Annotated in this window: 25 protein-coding genes; 7 read left to right on the forward strand and 18 right to left on the reverse strand. The window is 64.4% G+C overall.

All coding sequences use genetic code 11. The features are described from left to right. Positions 1 to 34: 34 nt before the first annotated feature. From CDV46_RS13195 to CDV46_RS13210, 4 genes are all read right to left on the reverse strand, one after another. Entirely contained in the window at positions 35 to 2,866 is a 2,832-nt protein-coding gene (locus tag CDV46_RS13195; protein ID WP_087722935.1) for a DNA internalization-related competence protein ComEC/Rec2, read from the reverse strand. A gap of 44 nt (positions 2,867 to 2,910) precedes the next feature. After that, positions 2,911 to 3,777, reverse strand: coding sequence for a TatD family hydrolase (locus CDV46_RS13200; protein WP_087722937.1), 867 nt, complete (start codon positions 3,775 to 3,777; stop codon positions 2,911 to 2,913). A gap of 275 nt (positions 3,778 to 4,052) precedes the next feature. Beyond that, positions 4,053 to 4,769 (reverse strand): lipoprotein-releasing ABC transporter ATP-binding protein LolD, encoded by a 717-nt coding sequence (gene lolD, locus CDV46_RS13205; protein ID WP_087688220.1) that lies wholly within the window; start codon positions 4,767 to 4,769, stop codon positions 4,053 to 4,055. A 7-nt stretch (positions 4,770 to 4,776) separates the two neighbouring features. Continuing rightward, positions 4,777 to 6,030 carry a lipoprotein-releasing ABC transporter permease subunit gene (locus tag CDV46_RS13210; protein ID WP_058379397.1) on the reverse strand — a complete coding sequence of 418 codons (1,254 nt, stop codon included), beginning with the start codon at positions 6,028 to 6,030 and terminating at the stop codon, positions 4,777 to 4,779. 228 nt (positions 6,031 to 6,258) lie between these two features. On the opposite strand from CDV46_RS13210, the gene CDV46_RS13215 reads away from it, so the two are divergent. Both CDV46_RS13215 and recJ read left to right on the forward strand, forming a co-directional pair. Further along, positions 6,259 to 7,338 (forward strand): regulator, encoded by a 1,080-nt coding sequence (locus CDV46_RS13215; protein ID WP_087722939.1) that lies wholly within the window; start codon positions 6,259 to 6,261, stop codon positions 7,336 to 7,338. Next, positions 7,335 to 9,032, forward strand: a complete 1,698-nt coding sequence (gene recJ / locus CDV46_RS13220; protein ID WP_087722941.1) for a single-stranded-DNA-specific exonuclease RecJ — start codon at positions 7,335 to 7,337, stop codon at positions 9,030 to 9,032. The genes CDV46_RS13215 and recJ overlap by 4 nt, the downstream gene beginning before the upstream one ends. Positions 9,033 to 9,083: 51 nt before the next feature. Here the strand turns inward: recJ and CDV46_RS13225 are convergent, their stop codons facing one another. The 5 genes from CDV46_RS13225 to CDV46_RS13245 form a co-directional block, all read right to left on the reverse strand. Next, positions 9,084 to 9,572 (reverse strand): hypothetical protein, encoded by a 489-nt coding sequence (locus CDV46_RS13225; protein ID WP_087722943.1) that lies wholly within the window; start codon positions 9,570 to 9,572, stop codon positions 9,084 to 9,086. Beyond that, on the reverse strand, positions 9,562 to 10,209 hold the full coding sequence (locus CDV46_RS13230) for a hypothetical protein (protein WP_087722944.1): 648 nt from the start codon (positions 10,207 to 10,209) through the stop codon (positions 9,562 to 9,564). Before CDV46_RS13230 ends, CDV46_RS13225 begins: the two co-directional genes overlap by 11 nt. Before the next feature lie 87 nt (positions 10,210 to 10,296). After that, positions 10,297 to 12,609, reverse strand: coding sequence for a TonB-dependent siderophore receptor (locus CDV46_RS13235; RefSeq protein ID WP_087722946.1), 2,313 nt, complete (start codon positions 12,607 to 12,609; stop codon positions 10,297 to 10,299). A gap of 78 nt (positions 12,610 to 12,687) precedes the next feature. Then, the gene (locus CDV46_RS27420; RefSeq protein ID WP_254916041.1) at positions 12,688 to 13,668 is read right to left on the reverse strand and encodes a helix-turn-helix transcriptional regulator; all 981 of its coding nucleotides are present in this window, start codon (positions 13,666 to 13,668) and stop codon (positions 12,688 to 12,690) included. A gap of 204 nt (positions 13,669 to 13,872) precedes the next feature. Continuing rightward, complete coding sequence (locus CDV46_RS13245; RefSeq protein ID WP_176399075.1) at positions 13,873 to 14,778, reverse strand: LysR family transcriptional regulator; 906 nt, start codon at positions 14,776 to 14,778, stop codon at positions 13,873 to 13,875. A gap of 259 nt (positions 14,779 to 15,037) precedes the next feature. Here CDV46_RS13245 and CDV46_RS27120 point away from each other — a divergent pair, with 259 nt between their 5' ends. The 4 genes from CDV46_RS27120 to lysS all read left to right on the forward strand — a co-directional run bounded on the left by CDV46_RS27120 (position 15,038) and on the right by lysS (position 18,524). Beyond that, positions 15,038 to 15,268, forward strand: coding sequence for a DUF1127 domain-containing protein (locus CDV46_RS27120; RefSeq protein ID WP_170935960.1), 231 nt, complete (start codon positions 15,038 to 15,040; stop codon positions 15,266 to 15,268). Between the two features lie 113 nt (positions 15,269 to 15,381). Then, positions 15,382 to 16,486 (forward strand): peptide chain release factor 2 gene (prfB, locus tag CDV46_RS13255; protein ID WP_174554614.1). Its coding sequence is split into 2 segments (ribosomal slippage): positions 15,382 to 15,453 and positions 15,455 to 16,486, totalling 1,104 coding nucleotides; the frame shifts between segments, so codons are not numbered across the junction. A gap of 3 nt (positions 16,487 to 16,489) precedes the next feature. Then, positions 16,490 to 16,969 (forward strand): Ivy family c-type lysozyme inhibitor, encoded by a 480-nt coding sequence (locus CDV46_RS13260; RefSeq protein WP_058379405.1) that lies wholly within the window; start codon positions 16,490 to 16,492, stop codon positions 16,967 to 16,969. 16 nt (positions 16,970 to 16,985) lie between these two features. Beyond that, positions 16,986 to 18,524, forward strand: coding sequence for a lysine--tRNA ligase (gene lysS / locus CDV46_RS13265; protein WP_087722950.1), 1,539 nt, complete (start codon positions 16,986 to 16,988; stop codon positions 18,522 to 18,524). Positions 18,525 to 18,624: 100 nt separating this feature from the next. Here lysS and CDV46_RS13270 read toward each other — a convergent pair whose 3' ends face one another. Together CDV46_RS13270 and CDV46_RS13275 are read right to left on the reverse strand one after the other, a co-directional pair. Next, positions 18,625 to 19,623, reverse strand: a complete 999-nt coding sequence (locus tag CDV46_RS13270) for a hypothetical protein (protein ID WP_087722952.1) — start codon at positions 19,621 to 19,623, stop codon at positions 18,625 to 18,627. A gap of 119 nt (positions 19,624 to 19,742) precedes the next feature. Next, positions 19,743 to 20,369 carry a hypothetical protein gene (locus tag CDV46_RS13275; RefSeq protein ID WP_087688229.1) on the reverse strand — a complete coding sequence of 209 codons (627 nt, stop codon included), beginning with the start codon at positions 20,367 to 20,369 and terminating at the stop codon, positions 19,743 to 19,745. 324 nt (positions 20,370 to 20,693) lie between these two features. Here CDV46_RS13275 and CDV46_RS13280 point away from each other — a divergent pair, with 324 nt between their 5' ends. Beyond that, positions 20,694 to 21,401: a glycine zipper 2TM domain-containing protein gene (locus CDV46_RS13280; protein ID WP_087722955.1), complete on the forward strand. Its 708-nt coding sequence runs from the start codon at positions 20,694 to 20,696 to the stop codon at positions 21,399 to 21,401. 163 nt (positions 21,402 to 21,564) lie between these two features. Here the strand turns inward: CDV46_RS13280 and iscX are convergent, their stop codons facing one another. From iscX to iscU, 7 genes are all read right to left on the reverse strand, one after another. Then, positions 21,565 to 21,759, reverse strand: coding sequence for a Fe-S cluster assembly protein IscX (iscX, locus tag CDV46_RS13285; RefSeq protein ID WP_058379410.1), 195 nt, complete (start codon positions 21,757 to 21,759; stop codon positions 21,565 to 21,567). Between the two features lie 57 nt (positions 21,760 to 21,816). Further along, a complete protein-coding gene (fdx, locus tag CDV46_RS13290; RefSeq protein ID WP_087688231.1) occupies positions 21,817 to 22,158 on the reverse strand; it encodes an ISC system 2Fe-2S type ferredoxin in 342 nt (113 codons plus the stop codon). Between the two features lie 23 nt (positions 22,159 to 22,181). Further along, on the reverse strand, positions 22,182 to 24,059 hold the full coding sequence (hscA, locus tag CDV46_RS13295) for a Fe-S protein assembly chaperone HscA (protein WP_087722957.1): 1,878 nt from the start codon (positions 24,057 to 24,059) through the stop codon (positions 22,182 to 22,184). An 87-nt stretch (positions 24,060 to 24,146) separates the two neighbouring features. Further along, the gene (hscB, locus tag CDV46_RS13300) at positions 24,147 to 24,677 is read right to left on the reverse strand and encodes a Fe-S protein assembly co-chaperone HscB (protein ID WP_087688233.1); all 531 of its coding nucleotides are present in this window, start codon (positions 24,675 to 24,677) and stop codon (positions 24,147 to 24,149) included. Positions 24,678 to 24,777: 100 nt separating this feature from the next. Then, the gene (locus CDV46_RS13305) at positions 24,778 to 25,080 is read right to left on the reverse strand and encodes a DUF3565 domain-containing protein (RefSeq protein ID WP_087722960.1); all 303 of its coding nucleotides are present in this window, start codon (positions 25,078 to 25,080) and stop codon (positions 24,778 to 24,780) included. Continuing rightward, the gene (gene iscA / locus CDV46_RS13310) at positions 25,046 to 25,369 is read right to left on the reverse strand and encodes an iron-sulfur cluster assembly protein IscA (protein ID WP_058379415.1); all 324 of its coding nucleotides are present in this window, start codon (positions 25,367 to 25,369) and stop codon (positions 25,046 to 25,048) included. The genes CDV46_RS13305 and iscA overlap by 35 nt, the downstream gene beginning before the upstream one ends. A gap of 37 nt (positions 25,370 to 25,406) precedes the next feature. Further along, positions 25,407 to 25,814 carry a Fe-S cluster assembly scaffold IscU gene (gene iscU / locus CDV46_RS13315; protein WP_058379416.1) on the reverse strand — a complete coding sequence of 136 codons (408 nt, stop codon included), beginning with the start codon at positions 25,812 to 25,814 and terminating at the stop codon, positions 25,407 to 25,409. Positions 25,815 to 25,831 lie beyond the last annotated feature (17 nt).

Consider the following 25,831-nt stretch of genomic DNA (forward strand, 5'->3'; position numbering starts at 1 on the left):
TTCAGCACCGATTGGCCGCGCTCGCCGGACCATTCTAGCGAACCGTCTGCCCGCGACCGGTAGAGGTTTCCGTCGAATCGGGCGGGCCTGCGGCCGGGGAAACACCCGAATCGTCCGCCGACCACGCTGACCAATATCGCCGATGGACGTCGCGGTAGGCCAAAGCGTCGATCCCCCGCCGCGAAAAGGAGAACCGCACCGCCCCGTGCCGAACACTGTGCCAAACGCTAGCTCCCACGACGCGATAGCGCCAGACGACGGCCGGACGCGGGTGTCCGAAGCGGTTGCGGTAGCCCGTTTGAAACACGACATGATGCGGCGAAACCGCTTTCACGAACGCCGGAGTCGATGACGTCAAGCTGCCATGATGCGGGGCGAGCAACACATCGGCATGCAGCAGACTTCGGCGGAACCGCGTCAGCAAGCGTTGCTCCTGCGGCGCTTCGGCGTCGGCGGCGAGCAACGCGCTGTGACGGCCATTGGCGATGTGGAGGACGCAACTGAGACCGTTCGGGCCAATTCGCCCTGCCCACCCGGCGCGCAGGGTCGGTGTATCGGGATGCAGGAATCGGAACGTCACACCGTCCCATGTCCATTGCTGCCCCGACCGGCACGTACGATGCGACTGCGCCGCGCGCCGGACAGGATGCGAGCCCGGCAACGACGAGATCATCGGGGTCGACGGATACGCTTTGAGCACGCTGATTGCCCCGCCGTAGTGGTCGTCGTGGGCATGGCTCACGATGAGCCCGTCGAGTCGCGCCGCGCCTTGCGCACGCAGATACGGCACGATGACGTACTGCCCGGCATCCGCGCGCGAGCCCAGCGGCGGCCCTGTATCGAACAGCAGCGTGCGCGTCGCTGTCTCGACGAGGACGGCGTTGCCCTGTCCGATATCCAGCATCGTCACGCGAAAATCGCCTGCGGCGGGCCGCTGTGGTGACGAAAGCAGCGCGGGCCATAGCAACGCGAAACCGGTAAGCCGCAGCGTCACCCAGCGTGCCCCCGTGCGTTGCACCCAACCCGACGCGGGCCAGAGACACGCCGCCACGCCGACGGATGCCAGCGCAATCGTCCAGACCGGGGCGATGCCGGGACGCCAGACCGCCCACGGCCATTGGGACAACATCCGCAGCCCTTCCGCCAGCCAGACGACAGTTTCGTGGGCGATGGCAAGCGCGACCTGCGCCGCCGCTGCGGGCAACAGCAAACTCAGCAACGCCAACGGCGTGACGATCAGCGTCATGACCGGGATGGCGACCGCATTGGCAAGCGGCCCAAGCAACGGCACCGTTCCGAACCAAGCCAGTGTTAACGGCACCATCCCCAGTGTGATCGCGAGTTGTGCGCGGACCGCCTGCCCGAATCGCATCCGAAACCCTTGTCGCCACCGCGCGAGCGCACTCTGCTCGATCCGGTCGACGATCGGATCAACCGCAGATGGTGGTTGCGGTTGCGGTTGCGGTTGCGCTCGCCCGCCCCCGTTCGCGCGACGACGTTCGGTTTCGTTTCTGCGGCGTCCCGCAAGCACCAGCACCGAGACAGCGCCGAACGACAACCACAAGCCGGGGCTGACGACCGACCACGGGTCCAACGCGACAATGACAGCGAGCGCCCACGCCAGCACATACGAGGGCGCGGCCATGCGCCCGGTCAGCAGCGCGAGGACCAGAATCGCCACCATGCCGACGGCCCGTCGCGCCGGCACGCCCCACCCGGCAATCGCGCCGTAGGTCACTGCCGCCACCAACCCTGCCACCGCTGCCGCCTTGGGTGCGGGCCACCATAGTGGCAAACCGAAGCGCAGACCGACATGCAGGCCGAACGAGCGCCGCCACAAATACCCCGCGAGCGATGCCAACGCCCCGGCCACCAGCGACACGTGCAGTCCGGAAATCGCCAGCAAATGGCTCACGCCCGTATCGGCGAAGATCTGCCAATCGTCCGGCGCGATATCGCCACGCTCGCCCAGCGCCAACGCCATTAGCACTCCGCCGTAGCGAGCGTCAGGCGCCAACGCGGCACGAAAGTCGTCGCGCAACCGCTCACGCCACGCGGCCAGCCGGTAACCGGGCACGGGACCGGCATCGAGGCGGCGCGCGGCGGGCGCGCCGCGTTGCGCCGACCGCCCTAATGCATCTTGTGTTCCGCCGGGATCGCGTCTTCCGTCGGGGCGGCGACTTGCGCGACTGCCGTTCGCCCGGACATAGCCGGTTGCACGAATCCCTTGCGAAAACGCGGCGAATTCTGCATCGAAACCATGCCAGTTGGCAAAGCCGCGAGGCACACTCAGCCGCACCGGCAATCGCCATCGCTCGCCTGCCCTCGGAACAAGGCGCTGGTTTCTGCCCGTTTGCCCCGGCCAGACAAGCTGAATACGGTGCGGCACAGCCACCACGGGTCGCGTCGGCTCGGCATCAGGCGAGTCAACAGTCCCCGCGCGCTCCCGCAGTTCGCCCTTGCGTTCGCGCCGGCTTTTTTCAAGAAACGCCGCGTCCACATCGAAGACAAAGCGCAGTCCGCCACCGGTACCGACCGGCAGCGAGGCGACAACGCCTGTCACGATAATGTCCCGGCCTTCCATCGCCACCGGCAAGGCGTCGGCCAATCGTTGACCAGCACGATGCCCGGCCCACGTGAAGCCCAGCACGGCAGCAGATGAGGCCAGAACCATCAGGAGGCACGCGCGCCGGAGAGCATCGAGTTCATTCAGCCCCCGCGAACGCAACCAAAACCAGCCCCCAACCGCCATCAGCCCACCACCCGCAACGAGGCTGACCACGGCAATCCATCGCGTAGAGGGAAGCACCGCCGACTGTTGCAGCCACCAGATACCGGCGACCCACGCGAGCAGCACGGTTCTCATGACGTCACCGCGTCATGGCAAAAGGTCCTCACGACGACGACGCGTCAGTGCGATCCGGACTCGCTGGAAGGGAAACGGGAAGAAAGGAAAGCAGTCTCAGCGCCACCCGCCTCGCCGGGCGCCATCGCCATGGCACCGGGCAAGCGCGGCAGCACACGCCACGCATTGGCACAGGTGGCCCCCGACAGCATCTCAGGCGTCACGCCGCGCAACGCGGCAAGTACACTCGCGATGCGCGGCAGTTCGACCGGGCTGTTGCGCTGCTTGTAGCGCCATTCAGGAGCGATATCGGGCGCATCGGTCTCAAGCACTAGCGCATCGAGCGACAGGTCGACCGCCAGCCGCCGGATTTGCAACGCGCGATCGAACGTCATCTGCCCGCCAAATCCCAGACAGAAGCCGCGCTCGATGAACATATCCGCCTGCTGACGGCTGCCGTTGAACGCATGCGCGATCCCGCCACGGGGCGTGTAAATGCGCAACTGCTTGAGCAGCGCGTCTTGCGAGCGCCGTACATGCAAGATCACCGGCAAATCGAAATCGCGGGCGATCTTCAGTTGTTCGACGTAGAAGAATTGCTGCCGCGCCGGATCGAGCGTCTTGACGAAGAAATCGAGGCCGATCTCGCCGATGCCGACGAAGCGCGGGTCGCCCATCGCCTGTTCGACTGCGCGACGTAACGTCCCAATATCCTCATCCTTCGCGCGTGGCGTGTAGAGCGGATGGATGCCGAGCGCGTAAGCGCCGCCCGGCATTGCACGCGCGGCGGCGCGCGCGGCGTCGAACGTCGCACATTCGACAGCGGGCACGACAAGCCCGTGCACGCCGGCGGCTCGCGCGTCGGCAATGACGGTGTCGCGGTCGGCGTCGAACTCACCGGCGTCGAGATGGCAATGGGTATCGATCCACATGGTCAGGTGTCCTTGAGCGCTAATTCTACGGGGCGATGACAAGGCTCGCACGCTCTCCCTTCGGTGACCATCGGACAACGCCGCGTCTACCCCTCGGAATCTGCTGAAACAAGCGGCATGGCACCTTCCCGCTCGCCCCCTCATTTCGCCGGTTGGGACCGAAACATCACCTTCTCAGAAAGCAAAACGCCGGGATCATCCCGGCGTCCTGTGTCTCACTTTGGCATTCACGGCGACTGACTAATGCCCGATGCCGGATGGCACCCCGCCCCCACTCAAGCCGCTTCCAGCACCCCGTCGCGAAGCCGCAGTGCGCGGTCGCAGCGCCGGGCCAGATCGATATCGTGCGTCACGATCACGAAGCTGGTCTTGAGGGTTTCCGACAACTCCAGCATCAGTGAAAACACGCTCTCGGCGGTATGTCCGTCGAGATTACCGGTCGGCTCGTCGGCAAGCACGCACGCCGGCTGCGTCACCAGCGCACGCGCCATGGCCACGCGCTGACGCTCGCCACCCGAGAGTTCGCCCGGACGGTGCTTCACCCGCGAGCCCAGCCCCACGCGCTCCAGAATTGCCATGGCGACTTCGCGCGCCTGTTCGGTCGGCATCCGGCGAATACGCAGCGGCATCGCCACGTTATCGAGCGCCGTGAACTCGGCCAGCAGATGGTGGAACTGATACACGAACCCGAGCGACTGATTGCGCTGGTTGGTCTTCTCGCGCTCGCCGAGCGTCGAAAACGGCTTGCCGAGCAACGAGACTTCGCCGCGCGACGGGTCGTCCAGACCGCCAAGCACATGCAGCAACGTGCTCTTTCCCGAGCCCGACGCCCCGACGATCGCCACCTTCTCACCGGCAGCCACATCGAGGCTGGCCCCGGCCAGCACGGTCACGTTGAGTTCGCCCTGACGGAACGTCTTGTGCAGATCGCGGGCGCGCAGCACCGGGCCGTCATAGGCGAAACCCGGGGCGATGTTCGGCGTGCTCGCCATGTTAGCTTTACTCATAGCGCAGGGCCTCCGCCGGTTTGACGCGCGAAGCACGCCAGCTCGGATAGATCGTCGCCAGTGCCGAGAGAATGAAGGAAATCACGCCGATACGAATCACGTCAGACGATTGCAGATCCGAAGGCAGTTCATTGATGAAGTAAATCGATTGCGGCAGGAAGTGAATCCCCAGCATGCGCTCGATGAACGGCACGATGACACCGATGTTCACCGAGATGAAGCAGCCCAGCGCAATGCCGAGCAGCGCCCCGATAAAGCCGATGGTCACGCCCTGCACGATGAAGATCTTCATGATCGAGCGAGGCTGCGCCCCCAGCGTGCGCAGGATCGCGATGTCCGCATACTTGTCGGTCACCGTCATCACCAGCGACGACACCAGATTGAACGCCGCCACCGCAATGATCAGCGTCAGAATGATGAACATCATCCGCTTCTCGGTCTGCACGGCGATAAACCAGTTCTTGTTCTGCTGTGTCCAGTCGCGCACCCACATGTTGCCGGTCAGCGACTTGGCCAGTTCGCGCGCCACGATCGGCGCCTGCTCCATGTCCTGAATCTTCAGCCGCACGCCGGTGGGCCCGTCGAGCCGGAAGAGCGTTTCGGCGTCATGCAGGTCGATCAGCGCCAGCGAACTGTCGTATTCGTAGTGCCCGGCCGTGAAGATCGCCACCACGGTGAACTGCTTCACGCGTGGCAGCACCCCCGCCGGGGTAATCGTGCCCTGCGGGGCGACGAGCGTTATCTTGTCACCGACGATCACCCCCAGGCCGCGCGCCAGCTCACTGCCGAGCACGATGCCGAAGCTGCCCGGCGTCAGGTTCGCGAGCGTGCCGCCCGTAATCTGCTTGCCGAGATCGGAAACCTTGGCCTCTTCGCTCGGCACGATGCCGCGCAGCACCACGCCGCGCACGTTGTCATCGCGCGTGAGCATGGCCTGCTCGCCAACGTACGGGGCGGCGGCTATCACGTTCTTGTTCTGCAACGCTTCGGTGGCCGTGCGCTGCCAGTCGGGCAGGTTGCCGTCGACCGCAAACACTTCGATGTGCGCCAGCACGGAGAGCATGCGGTCGCGCACTTCCTTCTGGAAGCCGTTCATCACGGAAAGCACCACAATGAGTGCCGCCACGCCCAGCGCAATGCCGGCCATGGAAATGAACGAAATAAAGGAGATGAAACCGTTGCCTGAGGATCGCTTGCCGGTGCGCGTGTAGCGCCAGCCGATCTGCCATTCGTATGGGAATTTCAAACGGATTCCTGATTCTTAATAAGGATCGATCGGAACATGCTGTGCCGCGCGGCGACGGCTTGTTGCGACGGCTTGCGGCGCCACTTCGCGCAACTGCCACCCGAGCCGTAACCGGCGCCGGGAGGGTGTTACAGGTGTTGCGGGCGTCGCAGCAGGCGGCACGTTCCGTACCTGACGTCAGGGTCACCCAACTGCCAGCGCGAAGTTTGCCATACAATTCGCCTCGACATGGATACACCTGCCCTGCACTTTCTTCTGCCGTTCGCGCTGCCCGCGTCGGCCCACTTGCCTGCATTGCTGGCTGGATTGGAGTTGCCTGCGCTCGAAAAGTTGCTCGCGCGCGGTGTCCAGTCGGCGCAGGACATCCCCGAAGACCCGTTTGTCCCCACGCTCCCGCACGAGCGCTGGCTGGCCGACGCCTTTGGCCTGCCCGGCGGTCCCGCCCGGGCGCCGCTCGCGCCGTTCATGCTGTTTGAAGACAGCGGCTCGCTCGACACGCGCTTCTGGTACTGCGCCCAACCCGCGCACATCCACATCGCCACCGATCATCTGGTGCTGACCGACCCCGCCGAGCTCGAATTGAGCAAGGAAGACTCGGCCGCGCTTTTCGCCACCGCCCACGCGCTGCTGGCGGAAGAAGGCGGTGAGCTGATCGCCCCGCGCCCCGACCGCTGGTATCTGAGCGCACCGGTGCTGGGCGACCTGCTCACGGCCTCGCCCGCGCGCGCCGCCGGTCGCAACGTCGACATCTGGCTGCCGCAAGGCAAGGCGGAACTGACGTGGCGCAAGTGGCAGAACGAGGTACAGATGGCGTGGTACGACCACCCGGCCAATCAGGCCCGCGAGGCTCGCGGTCTGCCGCCGGTCAACGCCATCTGGCTGTACGCCGGTGGCCAGCGCATCGCCGCCCCGCGCCTGAACCGGCCGTGCGTCACGGTGCTGGCCGACGCCCCCGCCACGCGCGGTCTCGCCCGTCATCTGCAAATTTCCCTGCACGACACCGCCGCCGGCATTGACGCCGCCAACGGCCGCACGCTCGTCCAGATCGATACCCTGACGTCCCATTTTCTGATGGAAGACTGGGCGCGCTGGCGCGACGCGCTCGTCGAAATCGACCGCCTCTGGCTCGCACCTGCCCTTGAACGGCTCGCCAAAGGCAATGCCCGCGAAGTGAGCCTCACACTCTGCGGCGACAGCCACAGCGTGACGATCCTGTCGCGCAGCGGCGACCTGCGCAAGTTCTGGCGCCGCCAGCCGCTCGCAGCACGTCTGCTGCCGCTCGCCCGCGTTGGCGAGGAGGTGGCATGACCGACATCGTCACCCGCACCGTCGACGACGGCATTGCCGACACACTTGCCCGCGACGGCGTGCACCCCGTGCTGGCCCGCCTGTTTGCCTCGCGCGGCGTTGCCGCCAGCGAGGAAACGGAAACCGCACTGACACGGCTCGTCCCGCCCACACAACTCAAGGGCGCACAGGAAGCGGCCGTGTTTCTGGCCGACGCCATCGCGGCGGGCAAACAGATGCTCGTCGTGGCCGACTACGACTGTGACGGCGCCACCGCTTGCGCCGTGGCCGTACGTGGCCTGCGCATGTTCGGTGCGAAAGTCGACTACCTCGTGCCGAACCGTTTCGAGTACGGCTATGGTCTGACGCCCGAAATCGTCGCACTTGCCGCACGCGGCAAGCTCGGCCCGCCGGATGTGCTGATCACCGTCGATAACGGTATCGCCAGCCTCGACGGCGTGGCGGCGGCGCAGGCGCTCGGCATCGAAGTCGTCGTTACCGATCACCACTTGCCCGGCAGCGAACTGCCGAACGCGCGCTGCATCGTCAATCCGAACCAGCCGGGTTGTGAATTCCCCAGCAAGAATCTGGCCGGTGTGGGGGTGATGTTCTACGTGCTGCTCGCCCTGCGGGCCGAGTTGCGCCAGCGCGGGGCGTTCGACGCCCGCGAGCAACCGCGTCTCGACACCCTGCTCGATCTGGTGGCACTAGGCACCGTCGCCGACGTGGTCAAGCTCGACACCAACAACCGGATTCTGGTCGCGCAAGGTCTCTCGCGCATGCGCGCCGGGCGTATGCATCCCGGCATCAATGCGCTGTTCCGCGCGGCGGCTCGCAATGCCCGGCAGGCTGGCAGCTTCGATCTGGGCTTTGGTCTCGGCCCGCGTCTGAACGCCGCCGGCCGTCTGGCCGATATGTCGCTCGGTATCGAGTGTCTGCTGACCGACGACGACGCCCGCGCGTGGACCCTCGCGCAAGAACTCGACGCGATGAATCGCGAGCGGCGCGAGATTGAAGCCGGCATGCAGCAGGAAGCGCTGGCCGACCTTGCCCGCTTCGACCCGCGCGCGGCCACCACGTTGTGTGCTTTCAACGAGACGTGGCATCAGGGCGTGATCGGCATTGTTGCTGCACGCCTGAAAGAGAAGTTTTACCGCCCGACGATTGTGTTCGCCCCGGGCGACGATGGTCAGATCAAGGGCTCGGGCCGCTCGATTCCGGGCTTTCATCTGCGTGATGCGCTCGATCTCGTGACCAAGCGTGAACCGGGTCTGATCGGCAAGTTCGGCGGCCACGCCATGGCGGCGGGCCTGACGATTGCTGCGGATGATCTGGCGCGCTTTCAGGCGGCGTTCGAAGCCGTCGGGCAGGAATGGCTCGATGAGAAGACGCTTTCTCGCGTGATCGAGACCGACGGCGACATCGGCGACGAGTGCTTCGTGCCGCCGTTCGTGGCGCTGCTCGATGCGCAAGTGTGGGGGCAAGGTTTTCCGCCGCCGGTGTTCTCGGGCGAATTCGAAGTGCTCTCGCAGGCCATCCTCAAGGACAAGCATCTGAAACTGCAACTCGGTCGCGGCCGCATGCGCTTCAATGCGATCTGGTTCAATCATGCCGACACGCTGCCGAGCCGCGCACGATTTGCCTACCGGCTGGCCGCCGACACGTTCAACGGCGTCTCGCGCGTGCAGATGATCGTCGAACACGCACAGGCGTAAAGCCGAGAGTCGCAGAGGAACGTGTCCGTGCAACGTTCGCGGACACGTTCCTCATCCGAACGGCACCGCGGCCCGCCGCGTGCGACCGATGGGCGTAACGAACGCCAGCACCGCCGGATCGAGTACCCGCACCCGGTGCCAGCAACGCGCAGGCACCACCGCCAGCCGGGGCCCGGCCAGTTCCAGCGTCCGGGTGACGCCCGCCAGATCGACGTAATCGATCGCGAGCGTGCCGCGCGCCACCAACAGCAGTTCATCACCCGCTTCGTGACACTCCCAGATGTCGGCATGCACCGAGGCATCGTCGGGTGCATCGAACATCCCGATCATTCGACGCGCCTCACTGCGTGTTGCCAGCGTAGCGAGCATGCCGTCATCGTAGAGCCCGACCAACGCATCGCGCCCGGTGCCACACACCCACGGCAGACGGGCTCCCAGCGCGCGCTCGCTATCGCTACTGAGTTCGCCCAGGTCGCTTAGGTCACCCGAATCACGCTGCTTACTCTCGCCGCCGCCGCTATCGATGGCATCAGCGCCCATTCCCCGCCTCCCCGGAGGCTGCGCCGCTTCCCGCGCTCGCGAACGACACCTTCGCCGACACATGACGCGGCCCCATCACGCGCTGGCCGGTCAACACGATCGTGCGCATCGCTTCGGCCCAACCCTGCATCGAGGACAACGCTATTTCCGCATGCACGACGCTCGTGCCGACCGAACTCGCCCGCTTCGGGGCCTTGCCCGCCGGCCATGCGCGTCGCAGTTCGTCGTCGACCGGGGTGTCGTGGAAGCCACCGCTCATGGTGATGTCGAAGGCCAGCGTTGCGGGCGTCTCGCTGCCCGCTTTGCCTGCCCCGCCAGTGCAATAAGCCATCCCGGACACACCGAAACGGTGCTCGCCTTCCGAGACCAGCCCGGTCACCTGAAATGTGCGTGAACCGATACCAGCGGCCCCGTCACGCGGCGCCAGTACCAATGCAATGGGCAACGGCCCTTCGCCTTCGAGTTGATAGGTGCCCTGCAACGTCGTCGTCATGACGGCAGACGTGCCGCAGATCGACGCAGCTTGCGACGCTTGCATCGCTGCGGTCTGCGCCACACCTGACATCGGCAGGCTCGCGCCGATAGCCAGCAGGCAAGCAGCCAACATGGGGCGAATGAAATAGGTCGAGTGCTTCATGAATGCATTCCTCGTGGGTGAATAGTGAATGGCTTGCAGCCGCCGGGCGACAGCCGCGCACGCGCCATTGACGGGCCGGGTCGATCGTCAGTAGTCAGTGCGCAACGTCAACATCACGCTGCGCGGGTTGCCGTAGTGGTTGTTCCAGCTCGCGTTCGACAGGCTTTGGTAGTAGCGGCGATCGAACACGTTGTTCACGTTGAGCGAGGCCGACACGTGCTTGTTGTAGCGATACCCGGCCCGCAGATTGAGCGTCGCGTAGCCGCCCTGGCGCAGCACGATGCCGCTGGACGTGGCCGACGTCTCGCTCTGCACGTCCACGCCGCCGCCCACGCTCCAGCGCCGCCCATCGAACGGCAGTTGGTAATTGGTCCACACGCGCAGCAGATGACGCGGGGCGAAGTCCGCAAACGATTGCCCCTGCATCGTGGCGTCGCTCAGATACTTCGTCGTGTTGAAGGTGTAGCCGGCGAACACGTTCCACGCGTCGGTGATCTGGCCGCTGGCCTGCATTTCCACGCCCTGACTCTGCACTTCGCCCGACGCGATGTAACGGCACGTCGTGCCCACACACGGCACGCTCGGATCGGTCTGCGCGCGGTTCTTCTGGCGAATGCGAAACACGGCGAGCGACACGTCGAGCGCCCCGTCGAACAACTGTCCCTTCACCCCCGCCTCGTAGCTTGCGCCCGTGATCGGCTTGAGCAGGCTGTTGCTCGCATCAAGGACGGTCTGTGGCTGGAAAATGTCGGCGTAGCTCGCGTAAAGCGACCACTTGTCGTTCAGATCGAACACGAGCCCGCCGTACGGCGTGGCCTTCGCGCCGGTGCGGTAACTGCTCGCGGGGGCGTGCTGATCCCACCACGACACGCGTGCGCCGAGCACCAGTGTGAGCGGCTGAGCAAGCCGGATGCGGCCCATCGCATAAGCGCCGTTCTGCACAGTTCGCGTCGGCGTCACGCTCGAAAACGGACTCGTCGCGGGCTCGCCAATTGAACTCGGATCCCAACGGTAAATGTCGACGGGTTTGCCGTTGACTGACGGCACCAGTGCCGCGCTACGCTGCTGCGTGGTCGCTTCGAGCCGTTGCAGGCCGAACAGCAGATGGTGTTCGCGGCCGAGCAATTTCACCGGGCCGTCCACCTGCAAATCCACGCCGGTCTGCGTGTTGTCGAAACGATAGGCCGCACCGGTCAGCTGGCTGCCCGCACCCGTCGCCGGATTGATCGCACCGAACGCGACGCCGTATTTCAGGTCGCCGCCAGCGTCGAGATAGTTCGCCGAGAGCTTGGCGGCCCAGCCGTTACCGAGCTGCTGTTCGAGCGTGCCGAAGACGCGCGTCTCGGTCCAGTCGAAGGTGTCCCACGACGAGCCCAGAAAGATCGAGCGCGGCAAGTTCAAATCGCCGCCCTTCGTCGAGAACGGCACGCCAGCGAGGTTCGGTGTCGATGTCGTGCGTTGGTGCTGCACGCCAACGCGCAATAACGTGGAGGACGTCAGGTCGGCCTCCGCCACGCCGTAGACGGTGGTGGCGTGCTGCTTGCCGAAGTCGTAGTACATGTGCTGCCGGTCGTCCGACACGGCCACGCGTGCGCGCAACGAGCCACTGGCGTTGAGCGGGCCGCCGATGTCGGCTTCTTCGCGATATCGGTCCCAACTGCCTAGCGTGACCGCCGCCGATGCGGCAAACGTCTTGCCCGGCAGTTTGTGCACGAGGTTGATCAACCCGCCCGGGTTGCCGGTGCCGTGGAAGAGGCCGGTCGAGCCGCGAATGATTTCGACACGCTCGTACGGCGTCATGTCCTGCGGCCCGGCCGCCGTGTTGGCCATCAGCACCGGTACGCCGTCTTGCTCGAAAGCGTCGAGCTTGAAACCGCGCGAGTAGAACGCCGTCGTCAACAACACGTAAGGCTGCACGGTGATGCCGGGCACTTGTTGCAGCACATCTTCAATGCTGTGCGCCCCCTGCTGCTCCATGAGCTTTTGGTCGACGACGGTCACCGTTTGCGGCAAATCGCGCACCGACGGGGCGAGCTTACCGAGCACCGAACCCTGTGCCGCCGGATCACGCGTCGCGGCGGCACTGATATGGGTCGTCGGCAACGCGGCCGTGTCGGCGGTTGAAGCAGCGGTTGAAGCAGCGGTTGAGGCAGCGGTTGAGGCAGCGATTGAAGCAGCGGTCGACTTACCGATCGGTTCGGCCAGCGGGTCGACATCGCTCAGTGCGACGGGAGGCCCCGCCTCCTGCGCTGTCGTAGGCATCGCCCCTGCGCCCATCACAACGGCCAGCGCCGCCATCGCGACGGCACGCCACACCCCGGGCGCCACCGTCGGCATTGCTTTGAAAACACTTGGAATATTCGAAGACATCAGCAGCACACCAACGAGATTGAGAATCAATCCCGCTATCGTGCCGAGGCGCAGACGGATGCACTCGCGCTTGCATCACCATCACTGGCGATTGCGTCACGAATACGGCTACACGCCCTCGCGCGTCAGCGTGTGCGGCAGCATGCCGAAGCGCGCGCGGAAGGTTTTCGAGAAGTGTGAGTCGGTATAGCCGCACTGCCACGCCGCTTCGCTCACGCTGATGTGGCGGGCGCTGAGCAGGGCAAACGCTTGTGTCAGACGGCGCTCGCGCACGTAGCCGTGCACGGTGGTGCCGAATTGCTCGCGAAACCCGTCACACAGTTTGTTGACGTTGATGCCGACGGTGCGTGCCAGTTGCGGCAGCGACGGGGGTGTCTGCAATTGCGCGTCGAGCAGATCACGGGCAGCGAGCAATGCTTTGCGCAGCGTTACCTGACGCGCGGATTCCCCCCTCGCCGGCGTTGCTGCGGTTGGCTGGAAAGCGGCGCAGCGCGCCAGCGCTTCGAAGGTTTGCGCGACTAGCGCCAGACGCTGCCACGGCGCATCGACACCGGGTGACGACGACATCGTCGAAGCGCGGTCGGCGTCGTCAGTCTCCGGCGTCGATGCCATGGCACTCGCCCAGCGCCACTCGTCGGCATTCATCGCGCGCGTCAGCACCGCGCTGTCGCCCGCCCAATCGCCCATCACGCGCGATTCATTCGGGTGGTGACGGTGGCTGACACCATGTGCCGGGTCGCGCCATCGATGCGTCAGGGCATTCGCATCGAGACCGCAAGTCGCGCGCAGATAATCTTCGGACAACCGCAGGCTGCAATACCGCAACGCCCCCGCGTGGCGATACACATTGTCGATATCGAACGACGCCGCACCAAAGCACACGTTGACGCTGGCCGCGCCCGCCGTGAGCAACGGCTCGCCGCAAGCGCCCCACTGCAACGTGCCATCGAGCAGGAAAACGATTTTGATGTCGCCCGCCGCCAGCGATTCGCGAACGGACTCGCCAGCACTCGCATGCTGAACGCCTTTCGAAAGCGACAACCCATCGAGATCGAACGAGCGGCGCCACGGCGGTAGTGCGTGCGGCATGTGGGAATCGTGTGAATCGTGTGAATCGCGTGGCGTGCCGGTGCACATCGCGCTTCGGACGGCGCTTCGGCCAGAAACCTCTTCACCCGCCACCCGTGCTCGCGACATCATCGTTTCCGTCATCAAATGTTAATGAGACCCATTATCATTTGATGACGAAACTAAGGCAATCCAGTCATCGATCTTTCGCATGACGCGGGAACGTCAGACTACCTGCGCTTCCTGCGCTTCCGACACGTATTCCCGCATGACCTTCAGGAACGCCTCGCGCGCAGGATGCACATCCACGCCGCGATGCCGGACGAAGAAGTTGGGCACGGCGGCCAGATCGTCCAGCGCGTGCCCGACGATGGCCGCCTCTTGCCGGTAGCGCAGATACACGCCACGCGGCACCAGTGAGTAGCCGACACCCGCGCCCACGCATGCCACGATCGTTGCGTAGCTGCCGTAGCTCAGAATGCGCCCCGGCGTGACGGTGTTCGCCGCCAGCCATTGCTCCATCGTGGCGCGGTACGGGCACCCCGGCGGCCACATCAGCAGCGTGGCGCCTGCCAGATCTGCCGCTTCGTGCACCGTGTCGGCTCGCGCAGGCGCCACCAGCACGATCGGCTCTCGATAGATTTCATCAGCCACCACAAACGCTTGCGCCTGCGCTTCCAGACAGGCCGTGCCCGCGATCAGCGCCGCGTCCACCCGGCCGTGCTGAATCTCGTCGAGCAGATTGAGCGAGGTGTCGGTCACCAGATTCAATCGCACCTTCGGATACGCCGCGTGAAAGCGCGCCAGCACCGCCGGCAATCTCGACGTCGCCGACGATTCGATCGCGCCCAGCGAGAAGTCGCCCGACGGTTCGCCTGACGGATTCAACGCTGCGCTCGCTTCGCGCGAGAGCGCCAGAATCCGGTCGGCGTAGCCCAGCAAGGTGCGCCCGCTCGGCGTCAGTTGCAGGCGCCGGCCCTGTCGATGGAACAGCTTCACGCCCACCGTGTGTTCCAGCGAACGGATGCGGGCTGTCACGTTCGACTGCACGCAGTGCAACGCTTCGGCGGCGCCCAGCACGCTGCCCTCGTCGACGATGGCCTTGAAGGTCTGAAGTTGCAGGAAATCCATGGTGCCGGGCTCGCTGAGTGATCTCGAGGTATGTCGTCGCGCGTGCCACTGCCCGCGTCGCAGAGACGGTGCGCATCTCGTCCAGAACATCTGGCCCCTATTGCGCGTCGACACTTCAATAATAGTGAAGAAATCATACTCAACATTTCACTTTTTTAGTACCCGCAGAAGGCATAAGCTTCGGGTTATCCCTAGTGCGTTGCCGCCACAGCATCCCGCCACTGGCACTGCGCAACGCGCCCGAAAAGGAAGTCACATCATGTTCCGCCCCCTGTCTGCCGCGAATGCCGCCAATGCCGTCAACGTGCCGTCTGCCGTGCTCGCGCAGACCACGCCGCTCAGTCTGTTCTTCCGTACCGTCGATCAGTGGCGCGTGCGTTACGAACAAGGGCTGCAAGCCGAAGCCCTCGCTGCACTCGACGACGCCACGCTCGCCGACATCGGTTATGCCCGCGACGCGTTCGGCCTGCGCCATACTTCGGTGCGCTGAGTCGTTGCCGTCAAGGCAGGTGGAATGCGTCGATAGTCGCCAAAAGGCCCCGGATTGGGGCCTTCGCTGCGTTATAATCGCGGTTTTCACCGATTTCGCACCTGTCATCACACATGGAAGCCGAACGCCTAAACGCACTTGAATCCCTCCTCGCCGACCTGCGCACCCGCGTCGGCGAGCTCAGGGGGTATCTTTGACTTCGATGTCAAACAAGCCCGCCTGATTGAAGTCAACAAAGAACTCGAAGACCCGAACATCTGGAACGATTCCAAGCGTGCGCAAGCGCTCGGCAAGGAAAAGAAGGCGCTCGACAGCATCGTCACCAACCTGACTGAGCTCGACGCCGGCCTTTCCGATACGCAGGAATTGTTCGACATGGCCCGCGAAGAAGGCGACGAAGACTCGCTGGTGGCGCTGGAGAGCGACACGCAGGTTCTCGCCGCGCGCGTGGGCGACATGGAGTTCCGCCGGATGTTCAACAACCCGGCCGACCCGAACAACGCCTTCATCGACATTCAGGCCGGCGCCGGCGGCACCGAAGCCAACGACTGGGCCGGCATGCTGCTGCGCCAGTACCTGCGCTATTGCGAGCGCAAGGGCTTCAAGGCCGAAGTGCTCGAAGTGTCGGACGGCGACGTCGCCGGCATCAAGAGCGCCTCGCTGAAGGTCACCGGCGATTACGCTTACGGCTATCTGCGTACCGAAACTGGCGTGCACCGTTTGGTGCGCAAGTCGCCGTTCGACTCGTCGGGCGGACGCCACACGTCGTTTGCCAGCCTGTTCGTGTACCCGGAAGTGGATGATTCGATCGAGATCGACATCAACCCCGCCGACGTGCGTACCGACACGTACCGCGCCTCGGGTGCGGGCGGTCAGCACATCAACAAGACCGACTCCGCCGTGCGTCTGACGCACATCCCGACCGGCATCGTCGTGGCCTGCCAGAACGACCGTTCGCAGCACCGCAACCGCGCCGAAGCCTGGGACATGCTCCGCTCGCGCCTGTTCGAACACGAGATGCGCAAGCGTCGCGCCGAACAAGACAAGCTGGAGTCGAGCAAGACCGATGTGGGCTGGGGCCATCAGATTCGCTCGTACGTGCTCGATCAGTCGCGCGTCAAGGACCTGCGCACGAGCGTGGAAACCGGCAATACCGGCAAGGTGCTCGACGGCGATCTGGACGACTTCATCTCCGCGAGTCTCAAGCAGGGAGTGTAAGGAATGGCGTTTGTCCGCACGCTAGCCGTGTGGGTGGTCGGTGCGTTGTGTCTGCAACGCGCCGCCATGGCGGGCCCGGCCAGTACACCGGGCGCGCCGGGTCCAAGCCCCGACACGGGGCCGTATCTGCACGAATTACTCAAGCGTCCGGATTTTTCGGGCGCCTATACGCGCATCGTGACGCCGCGCAACCTGCCAACGTGGGTGCGTCAGGGTGGCACGTCGACACCGTCGCAACGCGTGACGGTGGCCGGCAAGCCCTGGCTCCTCGTGCAGAGTTGCAAGCCGCACGACTGCCCGAGCGAGTATGTCCATATTTTGTACGAACCGCGCTCGCAGTCGATCGCGGCGCTGTTTGTGCGTGATCCGAGTGCTGCCGCCAATGCCGGCGTGCATCAGGATCGCACCGAACTGATCTGGCTGGGCTCACCTGACGGCTCGCTCAAGAACGCCCTGCTCCACACGCTGCGCTTTACCGAATAACCTCATCGTTCGCACCATGACCGATCAAAACACTCCGGCCCAAGACCAGGCCAACGACGCCCCGCAGGACGACAACAAGCTCATCGCGGAACGTCGCGAGAAGCTTCAGGCACTGCGTGCCGAGGGCGTCGCCTTCCCGAACGACTTCCGCCCCGAGCAGCACGCCGGCGACTTGCAGGCGCGCTATGTGGACGTGCAGAACGACGTTCTCGAAGCCGAACCCGTCGCCGTCTCGGTGGCCGGGCGCATGATGCTCAAGCGCGTGATGGGCAAGGCCGCGTTCGCGACCGTGCAGGACAGCAGCGGGCAGATCCAGTTCTTCATCAGCCGCGACGACGTCGGCGTCGATTCGATGACCGCCTTCAAGGGCTGGGACATCGGCGACATCATCGCCGCACGCGGCACGCTGTTCCGCACCCGCACCGGCGAACTGTCGGTCAAGGTCACCGAACTGCGGCTGCTCGCCAAGGCGCTGCGCCCGCTGCCGGACAAGTTCCACGGTCTGTCGGATCAGGAAACCAAGTACCGCCAGCGCTACGTCGACCTGATCACCTCGCCCGAGACGCGCAACACGTTCCGCGCGCGCGCCAAGGCCATCGCGTCGATTCGCCAGTACATGACCGATGCCGAGTTCATGGAAGTCGAAACGCCGATGCTCCACCCGATTCCGGGGGGTGCCGCCGCCAAGCCGTTCATCACGCATCACAACGCGCTCGACATGCAGATGTACCTGCGTATCGCGCCGGAACTGTATCTGAAGCGCCTGATCGTCGGCGGCTTCGAGCGTGTGTTCGAGATCAACCGTAACTTCCGTAATGAAGGCGTGTCGCCGCGCCACAATCCGGAATTCACGATGATGGAGTTCTACGCGGCCTACACGGATTACCGTTGGCTGATGGACTTCACCGAGTCGCTGATCCGCCGCGCCGCCATCGATTCGCTCGGCACCGCGACCATCCAGTATCAGGGCCGCGAGCTGGATCTGGCCAAGCCGTTCCATCGCCTGACGATCGTCGAAGCGATTCGCAAGTACGCGCCGGAGTACACCGACGCGCAACTGGCCGATATCGAATTCGTGCGTGGTGCGCTGGTCAAGTACGGCGTGAAGGTCGACGCACCGCAGTTCAAGCACGCCGGTCTGGGCGCACTGCAACTGGCGCTGTTCGAAGAGACGGCCGAGAGCCAGCTCTGGGAGCCGACGTTCATCATCGACTACCCGGTGGAAGTCTCGCCGCTCGCACGCGCATCGGATACGGTGCCGGGCATCACCGAGCGCTTCGAGCTGTTCATGACGGGCCGCGAAATTGCCAATGGCTTCTCGGAGTTGAACGATCCGGAAGATCAGGCTGCGCGCTTCCGTGCGCAGGTCGAGCAGAAGGATGCCGGCGACGAAGAAGCCATGTACTACGACGCCGATTACATCCGCGCGCTCGAGTACGGCATGCCCCCGACGGGCGGCTGCGGTATCGGCATCGATCGCCTGATCATGCTGCTGACCGATAGCCCGAACATCCGCGACGTGCTGCTGTTCCCGCACCTGCGCCGCGAAGACTGAGCGTCTCGAACTTTCGAGCCGCTTGGCCGGATGGCTGAATGAAAATGCCGCAGCGATATTCGCTGCGGCATTTTTTTATGCTGTTGAACGGTGAAGCGGATCAAGACGAAGGCGGCGCATCTGTGGTCGTACGCTCGCGGCACGCGTTGGCGTGTAACGTCAGCGCGTCACGGCCGGGACGCCGGGCGTTCGCAGAACGCCACCAGTCACCCGGGCAACGCCGCTCGAAAATCGAGGTCTCGATGGCAGGCACCGGCGCGCCGCCCTCCCCCGCTCGCGACGCCACACGCGTCACATTCGTGAGGCAGTTGGAAAAGCCTGCGGCGTGGCTATGCAACGATAAGATCCGGGCCACGCCACTCGTCGGATTCAGCCGTGACGGGTCGACAGGCAAGCGATGGAGGATGTCGCGTCCGGTCGCGCGAAACAGCGCCGGATTGGGGTTGTCGTGCCATGTCCGCTCGTCCACCTTCGTCACCCGGCTCCACGTGGGCATGAGCGCCCACCAGCCCAAGTCATACTCCAGCGCCGCCATGGTGCCCGGCTGGTAACCATCGTGGCGCAGGTAAATCGAGGGAATCGCCATCGATTCAGCCGTGTGAAATTCGCTTGCCAGCGTGCGGTTCGCGTTTGGCCCGTCGCCTTCGCCGTGGCCGCTCGACGTCTGCGCGGCTTCGGTCGCAGCGATGCCCAGACACGCCATGCGCTGCTCCAGCGCGTCAACAAGGTGTTCGCCGTCGATCCCGTTGTGACATCCCTCCGTTGACGCCACCAGATCCAGCAATTCGACCCAGAACGCACCGGCCTTGTGTTCGGACAGAAAGCCGATGCGGTCAGGCTCGGAATGCAGATGCATGATCGTGCGCCCATCCGACTGCACGTCTGCGGGGGCCCGCGTAGGCAACCACGTTGCACAGTCTTCCTGACGCAGTACACGCTCGCCGCCCCCATCGGGAGCCACACGAACGTCACTGAGATCGTCGGCAAAGACAACGCGCGGGTTGTCGGACATCGTGACCCACGCGCCGGCGATCACCGTGGTCAGCGACGGCACGGACAGCGTCGTCGCCGAGATTCCTGAAGTGCTCAGAGCAGGCATGTGTTTCTCCTGTAGCGGCATCGAATTGTGCCGCCAAGGAGTCTAGGATTCTGCACACTCCGCGTTATCGCGTACCTGAGCGGTGTTACGCGAAACGTGAACACGCGCCCGCGAGAGGTTCAGAAGACCGGAACACCGCGATACGCGGACGGCCAGCCGCCATCGAGTCGCAACCACGTGCGCGAGATCGGATGAATGGAACCGTTCGACGACTCTTCGACCAACTGGCGCAGCGCGAGTGACGACAGCGTCTTTTCATCGGTCGGAAATGCCACGAGGAATGTGCGGTTCACCGCCACCGCAGCGAATTCGCGCACGCCGAAGTGCGCCACCATCGACTGATATAAGTTGCCGAGTACCAAGGCGCCCGCCGGGGCCATCCAGTTGCCGCGCGAGCCCCCGAAATGCGTGCCGTCGTCGAGGCATGCAATGCCGAATTCGAAGTGACGTGAATTCCACGCGCGCGACAGATTGGACGCCGCATGCGCGAACGCGTCTTCGAACGTCATCCCCACCGCCGCCAAATCACTGCCTTGCAAACGGCGCAGGCCCTGAGGGCCGTCCATCACCAGTGTGAGGAAAACGTCGTCGGAAAACGGTTCGCTAACGTCGCCGTTCGGATCGCAGGCGTCCACCCAGGCACCGGGCACGACGTATGGATAGAGATGAAGTTGATTCGCGCTGTCCAGCGGCGCGTCCAGCAGTGGCAAGGTATCGGTCATGAGTCGCGTCGAGATCTGTTTCATTTGTTAGGACGTTCCGGTGCACGACAAGTGCCCGGAATGGGACACATCCGAAAAATCCCCTGTATTTCATTGACTTACATCATCACATACGCACCGTACGGGTGGTCCGCCATGCGAAACATCTTACATCGCGTTACAAAATGAAACGGTTGCCGCGCTTGCCGTGACGGACACTTCCGACATGCGAGATCACTCGATGGCTACCGTGAACGCTAACACGGTGTCATCCGAATGCAGCGGATTCCGATGCATTCACCGGCCGGAAAAATGAAAGGGCCGGGCAGCACGGTGGCTCGCCACCAACCACACGATGGAGAAAACAACATGGATAACGATCTGCAACCGCGTCGCATGCATCCGCTGATCGCTGCTGCCGCCGGCAGCATCGTGGTCGTCAGCTTGCTCGGCGTCGCCGCCATTACGGGCGTGCTGCCCTCGGCAAAGAGCACCAACGGCCCTGCGCCGACGAGCGACGCTTCCAACTCGCCCAACTCGCAATATGCCCTGACGCCGCCGCAGTCGCCTGCCCAATCCGCGACTGCCTCACAACAGGCGCAGCAGGCTCAGGCGGCGCAACAGGCCCAGCAAGCCCAACAAGCCCAGTACGCGCAGCAGCAAGCCCCGCAGCGCGCTCCGGCACAGCAACCGTCGTACGCGCAACAATCGGCGCCGCCGGCACAGCAACAAGCCGCCGCATGCTCTAGCTGCGGCACGGTGCAGTCGGTGCAGCCGATCCGCACGCAAGGCCATGCGACGGGTCTGGGCGCCGTCGGGGGCGCCGTCGCCGGTGGCCTGATCGGCAACCAGTTCGGCGCCGGTAACGGCCGCACCGCGATGACCGTGGTCGGCGCGCTCGGCGGCGGTCTGGCCGGTAACGAGGTCGAGAAGAACGTGCGCTCGGACACCGTGTATCGCGTCTACGTGCGCATGGACACCGGCAAGACCCGCTATTGGACGTATCAGCAAGCGCCGGGCGTACAACCGGGTGACCGCGTACGTCTGGAAGGCAACGGACTGGTGCGCGCCAGCTAAGTCGGACGCTCCGGCCGATTCAATGGCTGCTGACGGTGCCCTTCAGGAAGGCGTCGTCACAGCAGCCCCTTCAGTCACGTCACACGCTTCGCAGAAACACAAAAGCCGCTCGAAAGAGCGGCTTTTGCTTTGACAGCATCGCAGTGACCAGCGATGCGGCAGATCAGCGAGCTTCGTCGATCCACGCCATCTGAATGGCTTCGAGCACCTTTTCACCAGCGCGGTCGGCGGCATCGTCGAAACCATCGAGTGCCATGACCCACTGATGCAGATCGGTAAAGCGCACGTATTGCGGGTCAACGTCGGGATGCGCGTCGGTGAGCGCAATCGCGATGTCCTGAATGTCGGTCCATTTCATGGGGCAAGCTCCTCGTTCTTGTCTGGCATTTCACGTGGCGACGCTATACAGCGACGCTCAGTGATTTTCCTTGGCGTGGTTGATCGTGTACTTCGGAATTTCGACCACGAGGTCGGTGTCGGCCGGCATCGGCGTCTGGCACGACAGGCGCGACGTCGGCTCCAGCCCCCACGCCTTGTCCAGCAGATCCTCTTCTTCGTCTTCCGCCGGTTGCAGCGCTTCGAAGCCCTCGCGCACGATCACGTGGCAAGTGGTGCAGGCACACGACTTTTCGCAGGCGTGTTCGATTTCGATGTCGTTGGCGAGCAGCGCGTCGCACACGGTGGTGCCCGGTGCAACCTCCAGCACGGCCCCTTCCGGGCACAGCTCAACGTGAGGCAATACAACGATTTGTGGCATGGCTTGCAGTTTCCGTGTGTGTCTTACAGTTTGTCGATGTCCGCCACGCGCCGGCCGGCCAGCGCTGCGCGGATGCTCTTGTCCATGCGACGCGCGGCAAAGGCGTCGGTCGCCTGCGACAGTGTCTCGGTGGCCGTCTTGATCGCGATCTGATCGTCGCCCGACGCCTTCTGGCGCAGGTCGGCCAACAGGCCGTCGATCTCGGCACGCTCGTCGGCGTCGAGCAATTCAGGGTCGGCGGCAAGCGCGCTGTCGATGGCCACGAGCAAGCGCTCGGCGTCCACCTGTTGCTCACGCAAGGCGCGGGCACGCATGTCCGTTTCCGCCGAGCCGAAGCTGTCTTGCAGCATGCGGGCGATGTCGTCGTCGGCCAGACCGTACGACGGCTTCACTTCGATCGACGCGGCCACGCCCGAGTGCATCTCTTGTGCTGCCACCGACAGCAAACCGTCAGCGTCGACCTGATACGTCACGCGAATACGCGCGGCGCCAGCCGTCATCGGCGGAATACCACGCAGCTCGAAGCGGGCGAGCGAGCGGCAATCGGCCGCCAGTTCGCGCTCGCCTTGCAGCACGTGAATCGCCATGGCCGTCTGGCCATCCTTGAACGTGGTGAATTCCTGCGCGCGGGCGACCGGAATCGTGGCATTGCGGGGGATGATCTTCTCGACCAGACCGCCCATTGTCTCGACACCGAGTGAGAGCGGAATCACGTCGAGCAGCAGCCACTCGTCGCCGTCGGCCTGATTGCCGGCGAGCATGTTGGCCTGCACTGCCGCGCCAAGCGCCACGACCTGATCCGGATCGAGATCGACCAGCGGCTCACGGCCGAAGAACGTGGCGACGGCTGCGCGCACTTGCGGCATGCGCGTCGCGCCACCGACCAGCACCACGCCCTTGACGTCTTCCGGGCCCATGCCCGCGTCGCGCAACGCCTTGCGCATCGGTCCGATGGTGCGGTTCACGAGTTGTGCGCCCAGTTCGGTGAACTGCTCGCGCGTGAGTTTCAGCGCAACCTGACGCTCACCAGACAGCGTGAGCGCGATGTCGGCGTCTTGCGCATCGGTCAGCGCTTCCTTGGCGGTGCGGGCGTGATCGAGCAATGCGCGCACGTCCTGCGAGGTCATCGAAGCGGCGTCGAGGCCAGCTGCGCCCACGGCCCAGCGGTAGATCACCTGATCGAAATCGTCGCCACCGAGCGCCGAATCGCCACCCGCGGCGAGCACTTCGAACACGCCCTTCGTCAGACGAAGAATCGAGATGTCGAACGTGCCACCGCCCAGATCGTAAATGGCGTAGAGGCCTTCGGCCGCATTGTCCAGACCGTAGGCAATCGCGGCAGCCGTCGGCTCATTGAGCAGACGCAGCACATTCAGACCGGCCAGACGCGCGGCGTCCTTGGTGGCCTGACGCTGGGCATCGTCGAAGTACGCTGGCACGGTAATCACCGCGCCGACGAGATCGTCGCCCAACGTGTCTTCGGCGCGCTGGCGCAACGTGGCGAGAATTTCGGCAGACACTTCGACCGGGCTCTTCACGCCACCGGCCGTGTTCATCTGCACCATGCCGGGCGCGTCGACGAAATCGTACGGCGCGTTGTCGGCGTGGGCGACATCGGCCAGACCCCGGCCCATGAAGCGTTTGACGGAAACGATGGTGTTGCGCGGATCGGTGGCGGCAGCCGACTTGGCGTCGTAGCCGATCTGGGTGCGGGGACCGCCGAGATAGCGCACGACGGACGGCAGCAAGACGCGGCCCTGTTCGTCGGGCAGCACTTCAGCGACACCGCTGCGCACGGCGGCCACGAGCGAATGCGTCGTGCCGAGATCGATGCCCACGGCGAGTCGCCGCTGGTGCGGCGCGGGGGACATGCCGGGTTCGGAAATTTGCAGAAGGGCCATGGCTTTGCAATACGGGCGACGCGCAGGCGCGTGCACCCTTGTTCTCAAGCGGTTCTCAGAATCATGTGACGGCGCCGCACCGGGCCATCACGCGTTTTCCAGCATTTCGATGCGCTGCGCGATATCTTCCTCGGCGCGCGCAATAAACATCAGTTGCCGTACGGCTTCGGCGGCCGGCTGCCAAGCGGCGCTGTCGAGCCAGTCGCCCAGTTTGGTCAGGCGGGTGCGCCGGTCGTCGCGCAGCGTTTTCGCCAGCGCATCGAGTGCGCCGACATTGCGCGCGGCGACGGCATCGTCGATGGCTTCACGCCATTCCATCTGCTGCATCAGGAAATCGGGGGCCATCGCGGTGTTGTTCTCCGCGCCCACGTCGATGCCCTGCAAGGTCAACAGATAGGTGCCGCGCTGCAACGGGTCACGCAGCGTGCGATACGCAGCATTGGCCTGTGCCGCCCACTGCATGGCGACCCGGCGCTCGGCATCGCTCGCATTGGCAAAGCGATCGGGATGCACCCGCGATTGCACCGCGCGGTACGCCGTATCGAGCGCCTCGGTGTCGAGCGCGAAGCGCTGCGGCAACTCGAACAGCGTGAAATAGTTGTCAGTCAATGCAGTCATCGCACCATCGTCTCTAGCGTCAGCCCGTAAAAAAAGCGGCTCGCGCCGCCTTGTTGCCTACGCTACTACCGCGCCGACCGTGTCGGCGCGCCAATCTCGCTTACTCTGCCGGCGAACTATCGGATAGGCCGAACCCATCTGGCGCATCCGGCATATCCGGCATATCCGGTGGTTCGCCGCGCTGGCACTTGCGACACATCAGCACACTGCCGATCATCGCGTCGCGCCCTGCCGGGCTTTGCGTCCACGTCCGGATCTGCCAAGGCGGCAGATGCCGGACATGTTGCCCATGCCCACACGCCAGCCGGGCAACCCACTGGCCCTCGCCGTCCTGACGAAAGCCGGTGATCACGCGAGCCGGCGCGTCGTCAGACGCGGAACGACTCGCCGCAGCCGCACTCATCCTTGACGTTCGGATTATTGAAACGGAATCCTTCGTTCAAGCCTTCGCGCGCAAAATCCAGTTCGGTGCCGTCGATATACGGCAGACTCTTCGGATCGATGATCACCTTCACGCCGTGGCTCTCGAAGACGGTGTCTTCGGTTTCCACGTCATCGGCATATTCCAGCTTGTAGGCCAGGCCCGAGCAACCGGTCGTCTTCACGCCCAGCCGCAGGCCCACGCCCTTGCCGCGCCGCGTCAGATAACGCGAAACGTGCTGCGCAGCCTTCTCGGTCAATGTGACAGCCATCTTTGCCTGTTTCCTTGTTAAGACTGAATGCGACGACTTAGGCAGCCTTGGCAGCTTCGGCCGACTCGCCGTGCTTCTGCTTGTAGTCGGCGACAGCAGCCTTGATTGCGTCTTCGGCCAGAATCGAGCAGTGAATCTTCACCGGCGGCAGTGCCAGTTCTTGCGCGATCTGCGTGTTCTTGATGTCGAGCGCCTGATCCAGCGTCTTGCCCTTGACCCATTCCGTCACCAGCGACGACGAGGCAATGGCCGAGCCGCAACCGTAGGTCTTGAACTTGGCGTCTTCGATCACGCCGGATTCGTTCACACGAATTTGCAGCTTCATCACGTCGCCGCAAGCCGGTGCACCGACCATGCCGGTACCCACCGCGTCGTCGCCCTTGTCGAACGAGCCGACATTACGCGGGTTTTCGTAGTGATCCAGAACTTCTTTGCTGTAAGACATGGCTAACTCCTTGAATG

The organism is Pandoraea sp. PE-S2T-3 (genome assembly GCF_002179965.1).
Taxonomy (GTDB): domain Bacteria; phylum Pseudomonadota; class Gammaproteobacteria; order Burkholderiales; family Burkholderiaceae; genus Pandoraea.